Here is a 16,714-nt window from a genome sequence, read left to right on the forward strand (position 1 = left end):
TGTGGGGCCGTGTCTGGCCGTCGCGGCCTGCGCCGCATGGAGGAGCTGGAACCGTTCCCGGACTCACGGGTGAGGGGGCGGCTCCCGGGGATTCCGGGAGCCGCCCTTTGCGTCGCGTGCGGCGGGGTCAGCGCGTGACCTCGCGGTTGAACACGGTGCGTGACCACAGGTAGCCGGCCAGGCTGAGGGCCGTGCACCAGGCCAGGGCTATCCAGCCGTCGTTGCCGATCGGGGTGCCGAGCAGCAGGCCGCGCAGGGTCTCGTTGATCGGCGTGAAGGGCTGGTACTCGGCGAACCAGCGCAGGGCGGTCGGCATGGAGTCCGGGGTGACGACCGCGCTGCCGAGGAAGGGCAGGAAGGTCAGCGGCAGCGGGGCGTTGGACGCGGCCTCGGGGGTCTTGGCGCCCATGCCCATCGCGGCGGACACCCAGGCCAGACCGAAGGCAAGGAAGGCCAGCAGACCGAAGGCGGCGATCCACTCGACGGGGGAGGCGTCGGGCCGGAAGCCGATCGCGAGGGAGACACCGGTGACCAGGACGAGGACCGCCGTGATCTGGATGACGCTGCCGAGGACATGGCCGGTGAGCACGGAGCCGCGGGAGATCGACATCGTACGGAAGCGGTTGATGATGCCTTCCGTCATGTCGGTGCAGACGGACACGGCGGTCGCGACGGCCCCGGAGGTCGCGGACATCAGGATGATGCCGGGGACCACGTAGTTGATGTAGTCGCCGCGGTCGGCGCCCGCTCCGATTCCGGTGCCGAGCGCCCCGCCGAAGACGTACACGAACAGCAGCAGCATCAGGATCGGCATGGCGACGATCGAGATCGTCATCGACGGGTAGCGCCGCATGTGCTTGAGGTTGCGGCGCAGCATCGTCATGGAGTCGCGCAGGGCGTACGAGCGGGTGGGTGTGGCCGGTGCGGTGGCGGTCGCGGCGCTCATCGGGCCGACTCCTTCTGCGAGGTGGGGACGGTGGGGGCGTTCTGCTGGCCGGTGAGGGTGAGGAAGACGTCGTCGAGGTCGGGGGTGTGCACGGTGAGCGACTCGGCCTGTATGCCGGTGCTGTCGAGGGCGTCGAGGACGCCACGGAGATGGGTGAGGGTGCCGTCGCCGGGGATCCGCAGGGCGAGCGACTCGTCGTCGTGGGCGGCGGTGCCGAAGAGGCCGGCCGCCGCGGCGAGGTGGCCCTCGTCGGCGAACTGGAGGCGGACATGGCCACCGGGGATCTTGCGCTTCAGCTCGTCGGCGGTGCCTTCGGCGACCAGCTTGCCGTGGTCCAGTACGGCGATGCGGTCGGCGAGTTGGTCGGCCTCTTCCAGGTACTGCGTGGTGAGGAAGATGGTCACGCCCTGATCCGCCACCAGGTCCCGGATGAGCTCCCACATGACGCGGCGGCTGCGCGGGTCGAGGCCGGTGGTCGGCTCGTCGAGGAAGATGATCCGCGGCCGGCCGACCAGGGTCATCGCCAGGTCGAGCTTGCGGCGCATACCGCCGGAGAAGGTGGCGACGTTCTTGCGGGCGGCCTCGGTCAGTTCGAACCGCTCCAGGAGCTCGGCGGCACGGCGGCGGCCTTCGCGCTTGCTCAGGTGGTGCAGGTCGGCCATGAGGAGCAGATTCTCCTCGGCGGTCAACAGCCCGTCGACGGCGGCGAATTGACCGGTGACGCCGATCTGGCGGCGTACCGGGTCGGCGTCGGAGGTCACGTCGAGGCCCGCGATCCGTGCCTGGCCCGAGTCGGCGGTGATCAGCGTGGAGAGGATCTCCACGGTGGTGGTCTTGCCGGCACCGTTGGGGCCGAGCAGGGCGAAGATCGTGCCCTCGGGGATCCGCAGATCGATGCCGTCGAGCACCACCTTGTCGCCGTACGACTTACGCAGGCCGGTCGCGGAGATCGCGGCCGCTCGCGTGGTGGTGGACACCCGGGTCGCGGTGTTCATGGTGGGCGGGCCTTTCTTCAGGGAAGCCGGGGACGGTGGAGAGCGGCCGAATGGGCCGTGGCGTACGTATGGCGCATTGGCGGTGCATGTTTGGCGCTAGTCGCGGGCTTTTGTGTGCCGTGCCTGCGTCATCATGATGGCACATGAGTGGCGCCATGGCGAGCCATGTTGGTGCCATTTTTGGATCCGTATCGCGCCGGCCTTTCTGACCTGCGGAGATGTGTTCGCACGGGACGCACAGGAAAGCACCCCCGCGTCGACCTGAGGCCGGCGCGGGGGTGCCACAGTGGTGCCATGTGCTCGGCGAGTGCGTCAGTCGACCAGGGCGCGTTCCCGCGGTGAGTGCGGCGCGGGGGCGGCGTGCTGGTCGAGCTTCTCGCCCTCGACGTCCATCCGGGGCAGGATCCGGTCCAGCCACTTCGGCAGCCGCCAGGCGGACCTGCCGAGCAGGGCGAGGGGTGTGGGGGGCCGGCCGGGCTGCCGGCGGAAAGCGATTGGCCCCTGACGGCCCCGGGTGGGGGCTGTCAGGGGCCGGGGTGCCGCGGTTCAAGCGGCTGGGTGCTGCACGCGAGTGGCGAGTGTGGCCGTGTCGCCGTATGGCGTGGGCAGGCCGATGGTGGAGGTGGCGGCGGGCGGCTGCCGGATGACGCGTCTTGGTGTGGGCATGACAGGACGTGCCGGAGGCCGCTGGAAGGGGCCGAGGGGCGGGCGGGTCGGCGGGGCCGGCGCTCAGCCGCGGGCGCGCAGGATGTCGATGTTGCCGTACCGGGTCCGGGCGCGGACCTCGACGGTGTCCTCGGTCTTCTCCGGGGCCTCGGACGCGGTGAGCGTGTTGCGCACCTGCCCGGAGCCGGAAGTGACGTCGAGCCAGGCGGCCGTGCCCTCGCGGATGCCGACCTCGATGGCACCGTAGGAGGTCTCCAACTGGACGGTTCCGCGGGCCACATCGGCCGCGCGCACCCTGCCGTGGGCGGTGGTCGCGGCGACCGAGCTCTCGGCGCGCGCGATGTCGATGTCACCGTTGGCGTTGCTCACCCGCAGCTCGCCGGTCGCGGTGCCGACGGTCGTGGTGCCGTGCGAGTTCTTGAGGACGCCGGTGCCGTCGATGAGGCCGACGCGCACGCTGCCCGTGCTGGTGGTGATCTCGGCCGCGCCCTCGACCCGGTCCACGGTGATCGAGCCGTGCGACGCCTTCAGGTACAGCGGTCCGGTCGTGTCGAGGCGGACGTCGCCGGCCGAGGTCTTCACGCGGACCTCGCCGAGCCGGCCCTCGCCGAGCACCTGGGCCCAGGAGCCGGTCATGTCGATGCGGGAACCCGTGGGCAGTTCGACCGTCACATCGACGGTGCCGGGGCGGCGCAGCGAATTGCGCTGCTTGGGGGTACGGACGGTCAGGGTGCCGCTTGCGTACGTGACCTCGGTCTGCTCGGCCGCCCGCACGTCCCGGTCCTGCTTCGGGTCGCGGGGGCCCACCTCGACGACCGTGTCGAGGCGGTCGCTCGCGGTGAAGCGGATGGAGCCGGCCTCCACGTGGGACGTGACGGCGATCGGCTCGGGAGTGTCGAAAGAAGGCATGGCTGTACCGTCCTCTTGGGTCTGGGTGGCGTCCCTGCTGGTGGGACGTGGTGTCGGTGAAGTGAGGCGGGTGCGGGCGGGGGCGCGGCTAGCGCACCCAGCCCGTGATGCTCTGTCCGATCGTTTGGGTCGTCCCTGCCGTGCGCGGCTGCGTGCCGCCGGCGACCGCGGCCGACACGGCCCGCACCAGCCATGCGTTGACCGACAGGCCCTCGCGGCTCGCGGCCTCCTCGGCGCGCGCCTTGAGATGGGCCGGCAGCCGCAGATTGACGCGGGCGGTGCCGCCCTCGTCGCCTTCGGCGGGCGCCTGTGCCACGAGCGGTTCGACGGGCGCGACGGCCGCTTCCGCATGGCCGCCGGTGGGCGGCAGCGTCACCACGAAGTCGGGGTCCAGTCCGCGCAGCCGCACGTCGACCGAGCCGGGGGCGAGCTCGCGGGTGATCTCGTCCATCGCGGCGGAGAGCACGTTGAGCAAGGTCAGGCGGGTCGCCGACTCCAGGGGAGTGGTGAGCCGCTCGGCCAGCTCGCGGGTGTCTTCCCCGCCGGCTTCGGCGGCCACGGCGAGTTCGCGGCGGAGAGTGTCGACATACGGCGTGAGGTCCATGACGTCATGATGGCACCATGATGGCGTCATGCGCAAGCTTGGATGGCGTCTTGTGTGGGATGGGGTTAGGGGTGGCCGTCCTGAGCTGGGGAAACGCGAAAGAGGTGGCCTGAGTCATCGTGATGCCATGCGTGGCGTATCCGGCTTTGGGCGTGACCTCGGCGTCAGTTGGCCGGATTTCATCTCTGTGGCGCAAGGGGAAGTCCCGTACCTGCGCCCGACTTGCAATGAACGTCCGCATTGCGGGACGGGTTGACGGGCGCGTAGCGGAGTCTTAGGTTCGCCTTACCTTACTTTCAACCGAAGGTTTTCCGTCATGCCTAAGCGCTCGCCGCGTACCCTCTCTCCGGCCATGCCGCTCGCCTTCGCGCGGGTGGCATGCAGCGGCGCGGGCGCCGACAAAGCCGGGAAGGCCACCGCCGCCTTCCGCAACGTGACGCTCAAGCCGGGGACCTGACCGGTGTTGCGCACGTCCGACAGACCGCTGCCCGTAACCGTCCGGGTGCCGAGCTGGGCTACGCCCGTCGGCGGCGGCAGCGGCTCCCACCCGGCCACTCCGGCCTGGGCGCTCGCCGTCCTCGGAGTCCTGAGCTCGGCCGTCCTGGTGGGCACCTGCTGGACGGCCGGCCATATGCACGCCGATCCGTCGCTGCGGACCGCGGCCCGCTTCCTGCATCTTGTCGCGCTCGTCGTCGGGCTCGGCTCCGTCCTCGCCGTCGACTGGTTCGGCGTCCTGTGGATGCTCGGACGGCGTCGGCTGACCGACGTTCTGCAGACCGCCCGCACCCTCCAGGTCCCCATCTGGCTCGGGTTGGCCGGGCTGGTCGTCACCGGCTCGTTCCTCCGCCCGAACCTGGCGGCGCCGCTGACGCTGTTCAAGATCGGGCTCGTCCTGGCCATCACCCTCAACGGCCTCTACGCCCACTGGATCGGGCAGCGCCTCGACCGGTACCGGGGCATCGAGATGCCGCGCCGCCTGCGCCTTCAGGCGGGTGCCGCGACCACCGTCAGCCAACTGGGCTGGTGGGGCGCCACCGTGATCGGCTTCCTGAACAGCCACTCCTGACCGATGGCGGCGGCGCGCCCGACCGGCCCGCGGCGCTGTCAGGCCGCCCACGCGCCTTGCGCAGGCGCCCACGCGCCCTGCGATGCGGCTCGGCTCAGGCGGCGGGCCGGAAGGCAAGCACGGTGTTGTGCCCGCCGAATCCCGCGGAATTGCTCAGGGCGAGGCGGATCGGCTGTCGGCGCGGGGCGCCGGTCACCAGGTCCAGCTCGCTCAGTTCCGGCTCGTGGTGCCGGAAATTGGCGGTGGGCGGGACGAGTTGGTGCGCCACGGTCAGGACGGTGAGCGCCGCCTCGATGGCGCCGGCCGCTCCCATGGTGTGCCCCGTGACGCCCTTGGTGGCGGTGACGGAGGGGCCCGCGGCGCCGAACACCTGGTGGAGCACGCCGGCTTCGGTGCGGTCGTTGAGCGGGGTGCTCGTTCCGTGGGCGTTGACGTGGTCGACGTCGAGGGGGGTGGCGTCGGCCGTGCGCAGCGCCTCGTAGAGGGCCAGCCGTAGCCCGTGGCCCCCGGGGTCGGGTGCCACGGGCCGGTGTGCGTCGGCGGCGGCGCCGTAACCGGCGAGCTGGGCGTGGCGAGGAGCGCCCCGGCTCACGGCGTCGGTGTGCCGTTCCAGGACGAGGACGCCGGCGCCCTCGGCCAGGACGAAGCCGTCGCGGTCGGCGTCGAAGGGGCGGGAGGCGGTGCGCGGGTCGTCATGGCGCCGCGAGAGCGCGCCCATTCTGGCGAACGCGGTGGCACACAGCGGGGTGATCATGGCGTCGGCCCCGCCCGCGATCGCGATGTCGCAGGCGCCGCTGCGCAGGAGCAGCGCCGCCGTGATCAGCGCGGTGGCGCCGGACGCGCAGGCCGTGGCCGTGTGCAGCACCGGGCCTTTGGCGCGCAGGGCGATCGCCAGCTGCCCCGCGGCCATGTTCGGCAGGAAGGCGGGCAGGGTCAGCGGCGAGACCGTACGGGCGCCGCTGTCCAGGAACTTGCGGTGCTGCTCCTCGTACGTGCCGACCCCGCCGGCCGCCGAACCGAGGATCACCGCGACCCGGCCGCCGCTCCAGACAGTGGGGTCCAGGCCCGCGTCGTCCACCGCCTCCTGGGCCGCGGCCAGCGCGAACTGTGTGAACCGGTCGTGCTGCCACGGCCGGGCGCCCCGCACATGCAGGCGGGGGGCGAAGCCGGGTACCCGGCAGGAGAGGGAGACCGGGAGCCCGGCGAGGGCGGGGTCGTCGGCCGCGGTGGCCTCGCCGGTGCAGACGCGTGCCCAGGTTTCCTTGGTGCCGATCCCCGCCGGGGTGACCAGGCCGATGCCGGTGACGGCGATGTCGTCCCGCCGGGGAAGGCCGGTCACCGGGCGGCTTCCGGTTCCGTCGCGCCCGGCCCGGCCGGAAGCTGCGCCGCCACGGTCTGAGCGAACTGCCGCAGCGTCATATCGGTGGCGGACTCGTCCTCTTCCAGCCGGACGCTCCAGTGCTCCTGGAGCGTCACGTACAGCTCGACGATCGCGAGCGAGTCGAGCTCCAGGTCGCCGAGCGGGACGTCGGGGCCGATCCGGTCCTCGGTGACGTCGAAGGTGGCGGTGAGGACGGTCACGAGGTGGTCGTAGACAGTTTCCATGGGGTGCTCCTGGGAGAGGGCGGAGTTTCGCGGCCGGGGGCGCGGGTTTCGGGGGGAAGGGTGTGCGGCCGGGCGTCCGGCCACCGCAGGGCGGCCGATCCCCAGGTCAGGCCGCCACCGAAGGCGGTGAGCAGGGTGCGCCCGCCGGGGCGGACGGCCTTGCGGGCGGCGGTGGCGGCCAGTGCCAGGGGGATGGACGCCGCGGCGGTGTTGCCGACCTCGTGGATATTGCCGAAGCGGTGCCGGGGGGCGATGCCGATCCGGTCGGCCACCGAGTCGAGGATGCGCTGATTGGCCTGGTGGCCGATGAACGCCGCGACGCTGTCGGGCTGCCAGGCCGCCCGTTCCAGCACGGCCCGCGAGGATGCGGTCATATGGCGGACGGCCCGGCCGTACACCTCCCGTCCGCGCATGCGGAAGTACCGGGATTCGCGGTTCAGCCGCGCCGAGGTGTCGGGCTGCCGGGAGCCGCCCGCGCTGATGGCGATCAGATCGCTGCCCGCACCGTCCGCTCCCAGGTCGACGGCCACCACCGCCCCGGGTTCGAGGCGTCCGCCGGGGCGCAGCAGCACGGCACCGGCACCGTCGCCGAAGATCACCGCGGTGTCCCGGTCCAGCGGGTCGATGATGGTGGAGTACGTCTCGGCGCCGATCACCAGCGGCCGGGCGCACACCCCGCTCCGTACCAGGGCGGTGGCGACCGTCAGGCCGTAGACGAAGCCGGAGCACACGGCGGCGAGGTCGAAGGCCGGTACCGGCCCCAGGCCCAGCCGGTGCGCGACGTCCGGGGCGGTGCCGGGGCAGCGCCGGTCGGGTGTGGTGGTCGCCAGCAGGACCAGGTCCGCCGGCGCGCGGGCGGACTTCATGGCGGCGCGGCCCGCGGCCACCGCGAGGTCGCCGGTGCTCGTACCGGGGTCGGCCTGACGCCGGCGGGCGATGCCGGTACGGGACCGGATCCAGGCGTCGGTGGTCTCCAGGACGCCCCGGCGCGCCACCTCGTCGTTCGACAGGACGTGGGGCGGCAGGCAGGAACCGATGCCGCAGATCACGGCGGTGGGAGGAGGCTCGGTCATCGCGTGGGTCCTCGGCTCTCGGGATTCTCGGGATGAGGTCAGGCCCCGGCGAAGGGGGAGGGCGGTTTCGGGATCCCGGCGAGCCCTCCGTCGGGAACGGACGCGCCGCCGTCGAGCAGCAGGGCCTGCCCGGTGACGAAGGACGAGGCGGGGGCGGCGAGGAAGAGGGCGGCGGTGGCGACTTCGTGGGGCTCCGCCCAGCGGCCCATCGGGACGTGCGCCATCAGCCAGTCGGACAGCGGGCCCGTGGTGTAGGCGAAGCTCGTCATGTCGGTGCGGGTCCAGCCGGGGCACAGGGCGTTGACCCGGATCCCGTCCCGCGCCCAGCCCGCCGCGAGGCTGCGGGCCAGGGAGATCTGTGCCGCCTTGGTCGCGGCGTACGCCTCCATCCTGGGCGTGCCGGCCACTCCGGCGAGCGAGGACATCAGCACCAGGGCGGCCCGGTCCGAGGCGGCGAGATGGCGGTGCGCGCGCCGGCACAGGGCAGCGGTGGCATTGAGGTTGACCGACACCACGGCGTCCCAGTCCCGCTGGGCGGAGTCCTGGAGGGGGACCATGGCGGGGCTGCCGTCCGGGTGGGAGGGCAGGATGCCCGCGTTGTGGACGACGACGTCGAGGCCGCCGAGCGCGGTGGCGGCCTCTTCCACCACGGCATCCGCCGCCCCCGGAACGGAGAGGTCGCCGGGGGTGAGGACGGCCGTGCGGCCTTCCTTCATCACCCGCTCCGCGGTCTCGGCGAGGGCGGCGGCGGAGCGGGCGGACAGCGCGAGGTCGGCGCCGGCCTGGGCCAGCGCCACCGCCACGGCCCGGCCGATGCCGCGGGAGGCGCCGGTCACCAGCGCCCGCGCCCCGTCGAGCCGGAACGCCGCCGCCGCGGTGCCGGGTTCCTCTGTGGTGCCGGGGGCGTTCGTGTGGTTCCAGGTGCCGTCGTTCATGAGGTGCTCCTTTTCCCTGCGGGGGTGGGGTGGGGGGACGGGACGGTGCGGGTGAGCCGCGTCGGGCCCAGCCGGATGACGGAGGCGCCGGTCCAGGTCAGCAGCGCGCTGCCCCAGGTCACGCCCGCGCCGAAGGAGGCGATCAGGACCCGGCTGCCGGGCTCCAGCAGACCGCTCGCGGCGGCGCCGGCCAGCGCGTACGGGGTGCTGGCCGCGCCGATGTTGCCGACCTCGCCGCCCACGATGACCAGGCGTTCGCGGGGGATGCCGATGCGGTCGCCGAGGCTGCGCAGCAGGACGGGGTTGGGCTGATGCGTGATGAACACGTCGATGTCCTGGAGCCGGAGCCGGTTGCGGGCCAGGCTCTCGTCGACGACCCGGGGAAAGATCTCGGTGATGAAGTCGCGTACCGCCCGGCCGTCCATGTGGATGGCGTGCTGGTGGCGGTCGAGCGTGCTCGGGCTCGCCGGGGCCCGGCTGCCGCCGGCCGGGATGAGGACGTGGTGCGCGCCGGTGCCGTCTGATCCGAGGGCGAAGTCATGAAAACCCCCGCAGCCCCCACAGCCGCCACAGCCCCCGCAGCCGCCGTCGTCCCGTACGGGTCCGAGGACGCAGGCGGCCGCCCCGTCGGCGAACAGCACGGCCGTACCGCGGTCGGCCGGGTCGAGGAATTTGGAGTACGCCTCGACGCCGACCACCGCCGCATAGCGGGTGCACGGGTCGCCCGCGAGCCAGTTGTGGGCGACGCGGGTGGCGAACAGCCAGCCCGAGCAGGCGGCGCTGACGTCCAGGGCGACGGCATGGCGCGCTCCGGTCAGGGCCTGGACCCGGCAGGCCGTGGAGGGCCCCAGCTCATCGGGGGTCGACGTGGCGAGGATCAAGACGTCCAGCTGGTCGATGTCGAGGCCGGCCGCGGCGACCGCGGCGCGGACGGCGGCCGCGGCCAGGTCGGAGGCCGCTTCGCCGGGGGCGGCCACATGCCGGGTGTGCACGCCGGTGCGCTCGGTGATCCATTCCGGGGTCACCCCCACGTTCGCGGCGACCTCTTCGTTGGTGCGCCGGGACCGGGGGAGGTACGTACCCATCCCCAGTACGCCGATCCGGGGCGCGGTCATCGTTGTGGGGCTCATGACAGCCTTTCGGTGGGCCAGTTGACGGATGCGGTCAGTGCCGCCGCGTAGTCGCCCGCGCCGAGCGGGGCGGGCAGCGCGCCGCCCGGCACCCCCATGGCGTCTTCCAGCAGCGGCAGATGCGGCAGCAGCCGGTCGCAGAGCGCGTCCAGCGCGGCGGGCAGCGCGCGCACGGTGGCCGCGTCGATCACGCCCGTGGTCAGCAGCCGGCCGGCCAGCCGCCGGGCCTCGGCCGCCCCGTAGAGGGCCGCCAGGGGGCGGAGCGCCGCACCCAGCGCGGGGTCGGACACCGTGGCCAGGGTCCTGGCCAGGCTCTCGGCCGCCAGGCGGCTCGCATACGCCTCGCCGAGCTCCCGGGCCGCGTCCAGCAGCGGGTTCCACAGCTCCAGCCCCGCAAGTCCCTTGCGGGAGCGCTCGTTCAGGGTCCGGTGCAGGCCGGTCGCCAGCAGGTGCTCATGCGCCCGGGTGATCGCCGGCCACCAGTGCGGAGCGTCCACACAGGCCTCGCGGGGCACGGCGCGGTCGCCGCGGCGGCCGGCCTCCTCGGCGAGGGCCCGCCCGGCGTCGAGCAGGATCAGCTGGCTGTCGCCGCCCGCGCTGTCGAAGGCGTGGGCGAAGCCGTGATAGCCGCTCAGCCGGTTGGGTTCCAGGAAGCCGGCGAGGCCGCAACGGTGCTGGCACTGGGCGGCCACCCGGGCGGCGGCGCGCACCGCGAAGGCCTTGAGCACCGCGAGCGGACGGTCGACCGCGGCCCAGGGGGAGAAGGTCATCCCCTCGCCGGGGAGGGCCCGCTCGTCCGGAAGGGGCCGCGGACCGCAACGGCCGCGGGTCGCCAACGCGTCGGCCCAGATCTCCCGCGCGGTGATTCCGGCGCAGGTCAGGGCGAACGCCTCGGCCAGGCCGCCCAGGAGCGCATGCTGCTGGGAACGGTAGGACAGCACCGCCGCCCCCGGCGCGAGCCGGCCGTGCGCCCGGCGGTGCGCGGAATGGCGCAGCGCCCGTACCGCGCTCTCCCGGGCCATGGCGGCCATCGCCGACGGCAGCGTCGCCCACAGGGCCTGGCCCACGCACAGCGTCCGGGACAGCCGCGCGTCCGGCGACCCGAGGGGATCGTGGAACCCTCCCCGCGCGTCGAGGGACGCACCGTCGTTCAGCCACTGGCCCGGCGCGAGGCGCACCTCGCGGAAGCGCACCAGCGCGTAATCCAGGGGCAGGTCCGCCACCGCGAGAGGGCTGGAGATCTCCACGCCCGGTGCCGGGCCCCGCTCGTCGCTGAGGTCCACGACGAACGAGAACACCCCTCGGTCGCGGCCGGCGACCCGTAGCCGTGCGCACACCACGGCGGTCTGCGCCACTCCCGTGGCACCGACGCCCGAGAACTTCGCGGCCCCCGCGTCCGGCGTGCTGAGCACGAACTCCCCGGTGCGCGGGTCGAATGCGGCCGTGGTCCGGATGCCCAGATGGCTGCTGCCGTCCCCGATCTCCGTGACGAGGAAGACGCCCTTGGAGCGGCCCGTCGACAGCGCGTCCCAGCGCGACCCGAGCCGCGCCGGATCGGGGCACAGGGAGACGACCGAACTCAGGCAGAGCGCATAGTGCGACAGCACGGCCATGTAGAACGGCGGATCCGTGACGGCGGCGCATTCGCTCAGCGCGGCGAGCGCATGGGGATCGCGGCACAGCTCGGCGGCCGGCGGCAGGGCCTGCGCGAGGCGGCGCAGACGGTGACCGTGCCGGCGGGCCCGCGGCGTGGCGCCCGGGGATCCCGTGGACGCGGCGTCGGGGACGGCCTCGGTCAGCAGCGCCAGCAGGCGGGGGCGGAGCGTGTCGGGGCCGGGTCCGTCGATGAGCCGGCGCAGTGCGGCGGCGGGTGGCGTCTGCGCGGTCACCGGGACGGCTCCGTGGGAGAGAGGGCGGGGGCTGCGGGGGGAGCGCCGCGGTGCGTGCCGTCGCGGTGCGCCCAGGAGAAGCCGGGTTCGCCGAGCGGCGCGACGGCGCGGGCGGCCGAGGGCGGCACGGTGCGCCGGACGTTGCGGGTGAGCGCCCGGCCGGTGCCCGCCTCCAGCAGCAGGGCCGGCGGCGCCGTCGTCACCTGGTACAGGACCTCGGGCAGCCGGGCGGGACGGACCAGACAGTCGGCCAGCGCCCGGTGGACGTCGTCCGTCGGCCGGTACGGACCGCCCCGGACGGCGGAGTGGACCGGAAAGCGGCCGCGGCGCGCGGGGACGCGGCGGATCGCCGCCGCGAACGCGTCGGACGGCCCTTTCAGGGACGGATGGTGGGACGAGAACGGCAGCCGCAGCCGGGTCACGGACAGGCCCTGCCGCTGCGCGCACGCTTCGGCGGTCCGCAATTCATGCAGCGGCCCGCTGATCACTGTCTCGCCGGGATCGTTCACACACGCCACCACCACGGCGGCCGAACCGGCCTCATGCAGCAGGGCATTGGCCCTCGCCTCGCCCGTGCCCAGCAGCGTCATGGCCCCTTCGCACTGCTGGAGGTGGCGCGCCAGCAGGCAGGCGATCCGGGCCCCGCCGGGGATGTCGAACACCCCGGCCGCGGTGAGCGCCCCGATCTCACCGAAGCTCACCCCCACCGCCCGGTCGGGCGCCCGCCCGATGCCGCACAGCGCACGGTGTACGGCCAACGAGGAGCAGAACAGGGCGAGTTGAGCCGTGCCGACCGGGCCATGGGCCAGATCGCGGCCACTGGGCGGGGTGGCGCCCAGCAGCGGCCCGGCCAGCGGCGGGATCCCGAATTCCGCGGCGACGCCCTCGGCCTGCCCGAACACCTCGGCAACGGCCGCCCGCACACGGGGCACCGCGCGGGCGGTGCGCACCAGCGGGCCGACGGAGAAGTCCCCTTGCCCGGGGAAAAGATGGACGATGGTGCGGGGCGGATTCCCGCGGGGATCTTGGTCGGCCGAATCCACTTCTGCCATCGATGCATTCCTTCCCTGGGGGCGGACGGCCGGCTCCGGCGAATGGCCGGCGAATGGTCGGTGAATATCCGGCGATCCGGCGCATTCCTTCGGCACCGTCGGCCACTCGAAATGGCCACAAGCACAGCGCGGCGGGCGCGGTCCGGAGTTCCCCGCAAAGGAGCCGGATTCCGCTCCGTAACCGATTCAACAGGGCTTGCACGCTTGTCGGGCGGTCCGGTGGCCCGCGCATTGTTGAAAGGTGTGAAAGCACCGGCGGGTTTTCAGGGGCTGACCCATCGGACAGCTCCTCAGGCCGGGATCCGTGATCAGTACCGTTTCCCGGCGGGCGCCACCGCGGCCAGCCGGCTCAGCAGAAGTGCCGCCGCCGGGAGGGTGCGGAACGGAATGAGAATCCTGCGCGCGCGGGCCACCGCGGCTTCGGCCGTGCCCGAGCGCACATGGGGGTACTGGTCGAGAAAGGAGTGCCAGGACGCGCAGGCCTCCTCCATATGACCGGCGCCCGCCAGCATTTCGGCCCGCTGCGCGTAACTGAGCGCCAGCCCGCGGTGGTCCTCGGGCGAGCGGTGCGCGAGCGAGTGGTTCATCGCCGCGCGGGCCCCCGCGAGGTCGCCCAGCTTCCACAGGGTCTCGGCCCGCTGGTATTCGAATGCGGCGCGCGAGTACGTGGCGAAGGGGCCGGCCGTACGGTCCGCGGGGCCGGCCGTACCGGCCTCGGTCCCGCCTGCGGCCAGGGACCGCTCGGCCCGGCCCAGTGAATCCAGTGCCTGGGCGCGCAGGCCACAGGCGGCCTGCGCCACCGCGAGCTGCGCGAGCAGAAACGTTCCGGTCGGGCCGCTTGTCCCGGTGACCGCCTCGGCCGCGGCCTCGGCGGCCCGCAAGGACGCGCGACGATGCCCCAGAGCGAGGCCCTGCGCGCTCAGCCCGCGCAGCACCACGGCCCGCGCCAGGCGCTCCTCCGACTCCTCGGCGAGGCCCAGGGCGGCGAGGAAGTGACGCTGGGCCAGCCCGTGGACGGCGGAGTCCTCGTACATCCGGGCCAGGAGGAAGGAGAGCCGGGACGCCTCCACCAGCAGCGTGCGGTGGACCGGCGCCGGCTGCGGCGCGCAGAGCCGCGGCAGGACGTCGTCGGCGAGGTAGGCGGCCAGAGCGGAGCGCGCGTTGCGTCCGCCGTGCGCGTTGAAGGCGGCGGCGTAGAAGCGCACGGCGGAGCGCATGAGGGCCAGTTCCGTTGCGGTGTCACCGTCGTGGGGGCCGGGCGCCTCATGGGAGCCGAGCCGCGCCGGACGGCCGCTCCCCGGCGCGGCCCGGCACACCCGCGTCAGCTCCGTGACCCGGTACGGCTGCGCCTGCGCGGGTAGCCGGCGGACCGGGTCGCCCTCCGTCCGGCACAGCTCCGCCAGCGATGTCCCGGGCCGGGGCGCGGCGCCGGGCGCGAACTCGGCGGCCGACGGCCCCGCCGCGCCCGCGAAACCCGCCGCGCTCGCGGTCACCAGGCGTTCCAGCCGCCGGGTCAGGGCCTCCGCGACGAGTTCCGGGACCGGAGGGTGCGGCTGCGTCCCGCTCAGCCAGTGCGCCACCGCCGTCCGGTCGTAGTCGAGTACGAGACCGACCTCGGCGGCCACGATGTTCACGGCCCTGGCGAGCGAGCCCTGCGTCCAGCGCGCCTCGGCGAGCAGGGCCCTGAGCGGCTTGTTGGGGTGGCGGGGCGACGGCACTGCATCTCCTGGGGTGGTATCGATACGCGTTGATCGATACGTGCCGATTGACGCGCCTCGACGTCGGCGTTTTTGAGACAACTATCCGGCGGAGAAATTCCCGGACGGCGGCATCGCGGCATTCCGGCGCACGGACGCAACGGCGTAAGGAGCGGCCCCGGTGTCTTCAACCGGTCGTCCACACGGGAAACTTCGCATTGCCGGGAACTGTCGTTCGTACGCTCCCGCGCAATGACCGCCGGTGAGCAATACCGGTGCACACAAAGGACGTCCGCCGGTCACCTGAACGCAACCGCGGTCGATTCTTCCGCTGGGCCGCCGAGTTGAGATTCACCGCCTTCTGGCCGACATCAACCCCTCCGCAGGGTGAGGCGTTGCCGGCGGCGTCTCCTCACGGAATCATGGGTCGGGAGCCGACGGAAGCCCGATTCGGCCCCGAAGGCGTGAATGCGTTGAACACGCACCGGGCCCCGCGGTCGTGAACTCGGCTTCGGGAGAAGGATCATGGCGCACAAAATGCCGAATTCCGCGCTCCGGGCGCTGCTGACGGAAGCCGGCTGGTCCGCCGCCGATCTCGCCCGCGCCGTCAACGCACTCGGCACGGCCAACGGCCTGCGCCTGCGCTACGACCGCACCTCCGTCGCCCACTGGCTCGACGGGGCCCGCCCCCGTGGCGCCGCCGCCGACCTGGTGGCCCAGGCGCTGAGCCGTCGTATCGGCAGACCCCTCACACCACGCGACGCCGGGTTGGACGATCGGGAACGGCGCGGAAACCCCGTGGCGGACATGCTGCAGGCGGCCGATCCCCTCCAGCGCCTCAGCTCCTTGTGCCGGGCGGACAGCGATCCCGCGCGCCGGGCGCCGCTCACCCGCGCGGTGCTGCCCGCCGGCCTCCCTCAGGCATGGGAGAAGCGGCCCTCGTGGACCCCGCCGAGGACGGGCCGCGGCGCCCCCGCCACCGACGCGGACGTGGCGCGGCTGGACGATATGGCCCGCTGTTACGCGCAGGCCGCGGAGCGGCACGGCGGCGCCCATGCGCGCTCCGCACTCGCCCACTACCTCGCGGAGGACGTGGCGCGACTGCTCACCGCGCCCTCCGCCCCCACGGTGCGGCGCGGCCTGCTGACGGGCGCCGCACGACTGGTGCATCTGCTGGCCGGCATGACCGCGGACGTGGGGCACCCGGGCCTGGCAGGGCACTACTACGGAATCGGGCTGGAGCTGGCCCACGCCGCCGGCGACCGTGCCACCTACGCGGTGACGCTCCGCGGGATGAGCGCCCAGGCGCACCGCCTCGGCGACCGCCGGCGGGCCCTCACCCTCGCGGAGGCCGCGCTGGCCACCGCGGGACCCGGGGCGCCGCCCGCCACCTCGGCCTTCCTCCACGCCGGACGCGCGGTGGGCCATGCCGCCGTCGGGCGGAGCGGGACGGCATACGCCGACCTCGCGGCGGCAGAGCAGGCCCTCGGCCGTTCCGCGGCCCCCGAAGGCCCCTTCACCAGCTATTCATTCGCCGCGCTGCAATACCAACGCGCGGAGGTCCACGCCCTCTTGGGGGACCACCGGAAAGCCGTCGCCGCCCTGGAATCCTCCCTGCACCACCGCCCGGCAGGCCAGCGCAAGGCCCGTGCCCTGATCCACGCCCGGATGGCGCTCGTCCTGCTGGCCGCGGAACAGCGCGATGCCGCTCTGGTGCAGTGCCACCGCTTCCTCGACCACCAAGGGCAGCTGGCGGCCGGCTCCGCGCACGGAGCGCTCGCCCGGATCGTCGGCGCCCTCAGCCCGTACCGCGCCCACCCGGGCGTCCGGGATTTCCTGGCCCGTCTGCGCGCCGTTCCGGCACCGGCGCGCGGCCCCGACGAGCCCCCGCTCCGCCGCTGAGCCGCCCGCCGTCACCCCGCCCGCCCGCGCCCCGCCCGTCCGCGCTTCGTCCGTCGCCCTCCGGCCGCGGCTCCGCAGTGCCCCTGCGCATCAGACCCCACGTGATCATCGCGACGTCGAAAGGATCCGTCATAACCGGATGTATATGCCCGTGACCGTTGCTCAACCCCAGGTCCACCTGTCTGGCCCCCGCACCCCCGCGAACCGCCGCTGAACCCGCGCTCGCCCGTCGTCGCCGGTCGCGC

Annotated in this window: 15 protein-coding genes; 3 read left to right on the plus strand and 12 right to left on the minus strand. The window is 73.6% G+C overall.

The window, feature by feature from the left end:
• Positions 1-127: 127 nt before the first annotated feature.
• From AC5677_RS22890 to AC5677_RS22905, 4 genes are all read right to left on the minus strand, one after another.
• On the minus strand, positions 128-946 hold the full coding sequence (locus AC5677_RS22890) for an ABC transporter permease (protein WP_497189782.1): 819 nt from the start codon (positions 944-946) through the stop codon (positions 128-130).
• A complete protein-coding gene (locus AC5677_RS22895; RefSeq protein WP_497189783.1) occupies positions 943-1,941 on the minus strand; it encodes an ATP-binding cassette domain-containing protein in 999 nt (332 codons plus the stop codon). The genes AC5677_RS22890 and AC5677_RS22895 overlap by 4 nt, the downstream gene beginning before the upstream one ends.
• Before the next feature lie 729 nt (positions 1,942-2,670).
• Positions 2,671-3,516 (minus strand): DUF4097 family beta strand repeat-containing protein, encoded by an 846-nt coding sequence (locus AC5677_RS22900; RefSeq protein WP_497189784.1) that lies wholly within the window; start codon positions 3,514-3,516, stop codon positions 2,671-2,673.
• An 88-nt stretch (positions 3,517-3,604) separates the two neighbouring features.
• Complete coding sequence (locus AC5677_RS22905) at positions 3,605-4,120, minus strand: toxin-antitoxin system HicB family antitoxin (protein ID WP_497189785.1); 516 nt, start codon at positions 4,118-4,120, stop codon at positions 3,605-3,607.
• A gap of 316 nt (positions 4,121-4,436) precedes the next feature.
• Here AC5677_RS22905 and AC5677_RS22910 point away from each other — a divergent pair, with 316 nt between their 5' ends.
• Together AC5677_RS22910 and AC5677_RS22915 are read left to right on the plus strand one after the other, a co-directional pair.
• Positions 4,437-4,577, plus strand: a complete 141-nt coding sequence (locus tag AC5677_RS22910; protein ID WP_497189786.1) for a hypothetical protein — start codon at positions 4,437-4,439, stop codon at positions 4,575-4,577.
• 3 nt (positions 4,578-4,580) lie between these two features.
• Positions 4,581-5,186 carry a hypothetical protein gene (locus AC5677_RS22915; protein ID WP_497189787.1) on the plus strand — a complete coding sequence of 202 codons (606 nt, stop codon included), beginning with the start codon at positions 4,581-4,583 and terminating at the stop codon, positions 5,184-5,186.
• Positions 5,187-5,280: 94 nt separating this feature from the next.
• On the opposite strand, the gene AC5677_RS22920 is transcribed toward AC5677_RS22915, so the two are convergent.
• The 8 genes from AC5677_RS22920 to AC5677_RS22955 form a co-directional block, all read right to left on the minus strand.
• Positions 5,281-6,525: a beta-ketoacyl-[acyl-carrier-protein] synthase family protein gene (locus tag AC5677_RS22920; protein ID WP_497189788.1), complete on the minus strand. Its 1,245-nt coding sequence runs from the start codon at positions 6,523-6,525 to the stop codon at positions 5,281-5,283.
• Complete coding sequence (locus tag AC5677_RS22925; protein ID WP_497189789.1) at positions 6,522-6,791, minus strand: acyl carrier protein; 270 nt, start codon at positions 6,789-6,791, stop codon at positions 6,522-6,524. Before AC5677_RS22925 ends, AC5677_RS22920 begins: the two co-directional genes overlap by 4 nt.
• Positions 6,764-7,864, minus strand: coding sequence for a beta-ketoacyl-ACP synthase III (locus AC5677_RS22930; RefSeq protein WP_497189790.1), 1,101 nt, complete (start codon positions 7,862-7,864; stop codon positions 6,764-6,766). The genes AC5677_RS22925 and AC5677_RS22930 overlap by 28 nt, the downstream gene beginning before the upstream one ends.
• 38 nt (positions 7,865-7,902) lie before the next feature.
• Complete coding sequence (locus AC5677_RS22935; RefSeq protein ID WP_497189791.1) at positions 7,903-8,799, minus strand: SDR family NAD(P)-dependent oxidoreductase; 897 nt, start codon at positions 8,797-8,799, stop codon at positions 7,903-7,905.
• Positions 8,796-9,929 carry a 3-oxoacyl-ACP synthase III family protein gene (locus AC5677_RS22940; RefSeq protein WP_497189792.1) on the minus strand — a complete coding sequence of 378 codons (1,134 nt, stop codon included), beginning with the start codon at positions 9,927-9,929 and terminating at the stop codon, positions 8,796-8,798. Before AC5677_RS22940 ends, AC5677_RS22935 begins: the two co-directional genes overlap by 4 nt.
• The gene (locus AC5677_RS22945) at positions 9,926-11,818 is read right to left on the minus strand and encodes an acyl-CoA dehydrogenase family protein (RefSeq protein ID WP_497189793.1); all 1,893 of its coding nucleotides are present in this window, start codon (positions 11,816-11,818) and stop codon (positions 9,926-9,928) included. The genes AC5677_RS22940 and AC5677_RS22945 overlap by 4 nt, the downstream gene beginning before the upstream one ends.
• A complete protein-coding gene (locus AC5677_RS22950; RefSeq protein WP_497189794.1) occupies positions 11,815-12,870 on the minus strand; it encodes an ACP S-malonyltransferase in 1,056 nt (351 codons plus the stop codon). The genes AC5677_RS22945 and AC5677_RS22950 overlap by 4 nt, the downstream gene beginning before the upstream one ends.
• A 308-nt stretch (positions 12,871-13,178) precedes the next feature.
• Positions 13,179-14,588 carry an NsdA family TPR-like regulatory protein gene (locus tag AC5677_RS22955; protein ID WP_497189795.1) on the minus strand — a complete coding sequence of 470 codons (1,410 nt, stop codon included), beginning with the start codon at positions 14,586-14,588 and terminating at the stop codon, positions 13,179-13,181.
• Positions 14,589-15,092: 504 nt separating this feature from the next.
• Between AC5677_RS22955 and AC5677_RS22960 the strand changes: the two genes are divergently transcribed.
• A complete protein-coding gene (locus AC5677_RS22960; RefSeq protein ID WP_497189796.1) occupies positions 15,093-16,469 on the plus strand; it encodes an NsdA family TPR-like regulatory protein in 1,377 nt (458 codons plus the stop codon).
• Positions 16,470-16,714 lie beyond the last annotated feature (245 nt).

It is taken from the genome of Streptomyces sp. JLSY215, from assembly GCF_059682825.1.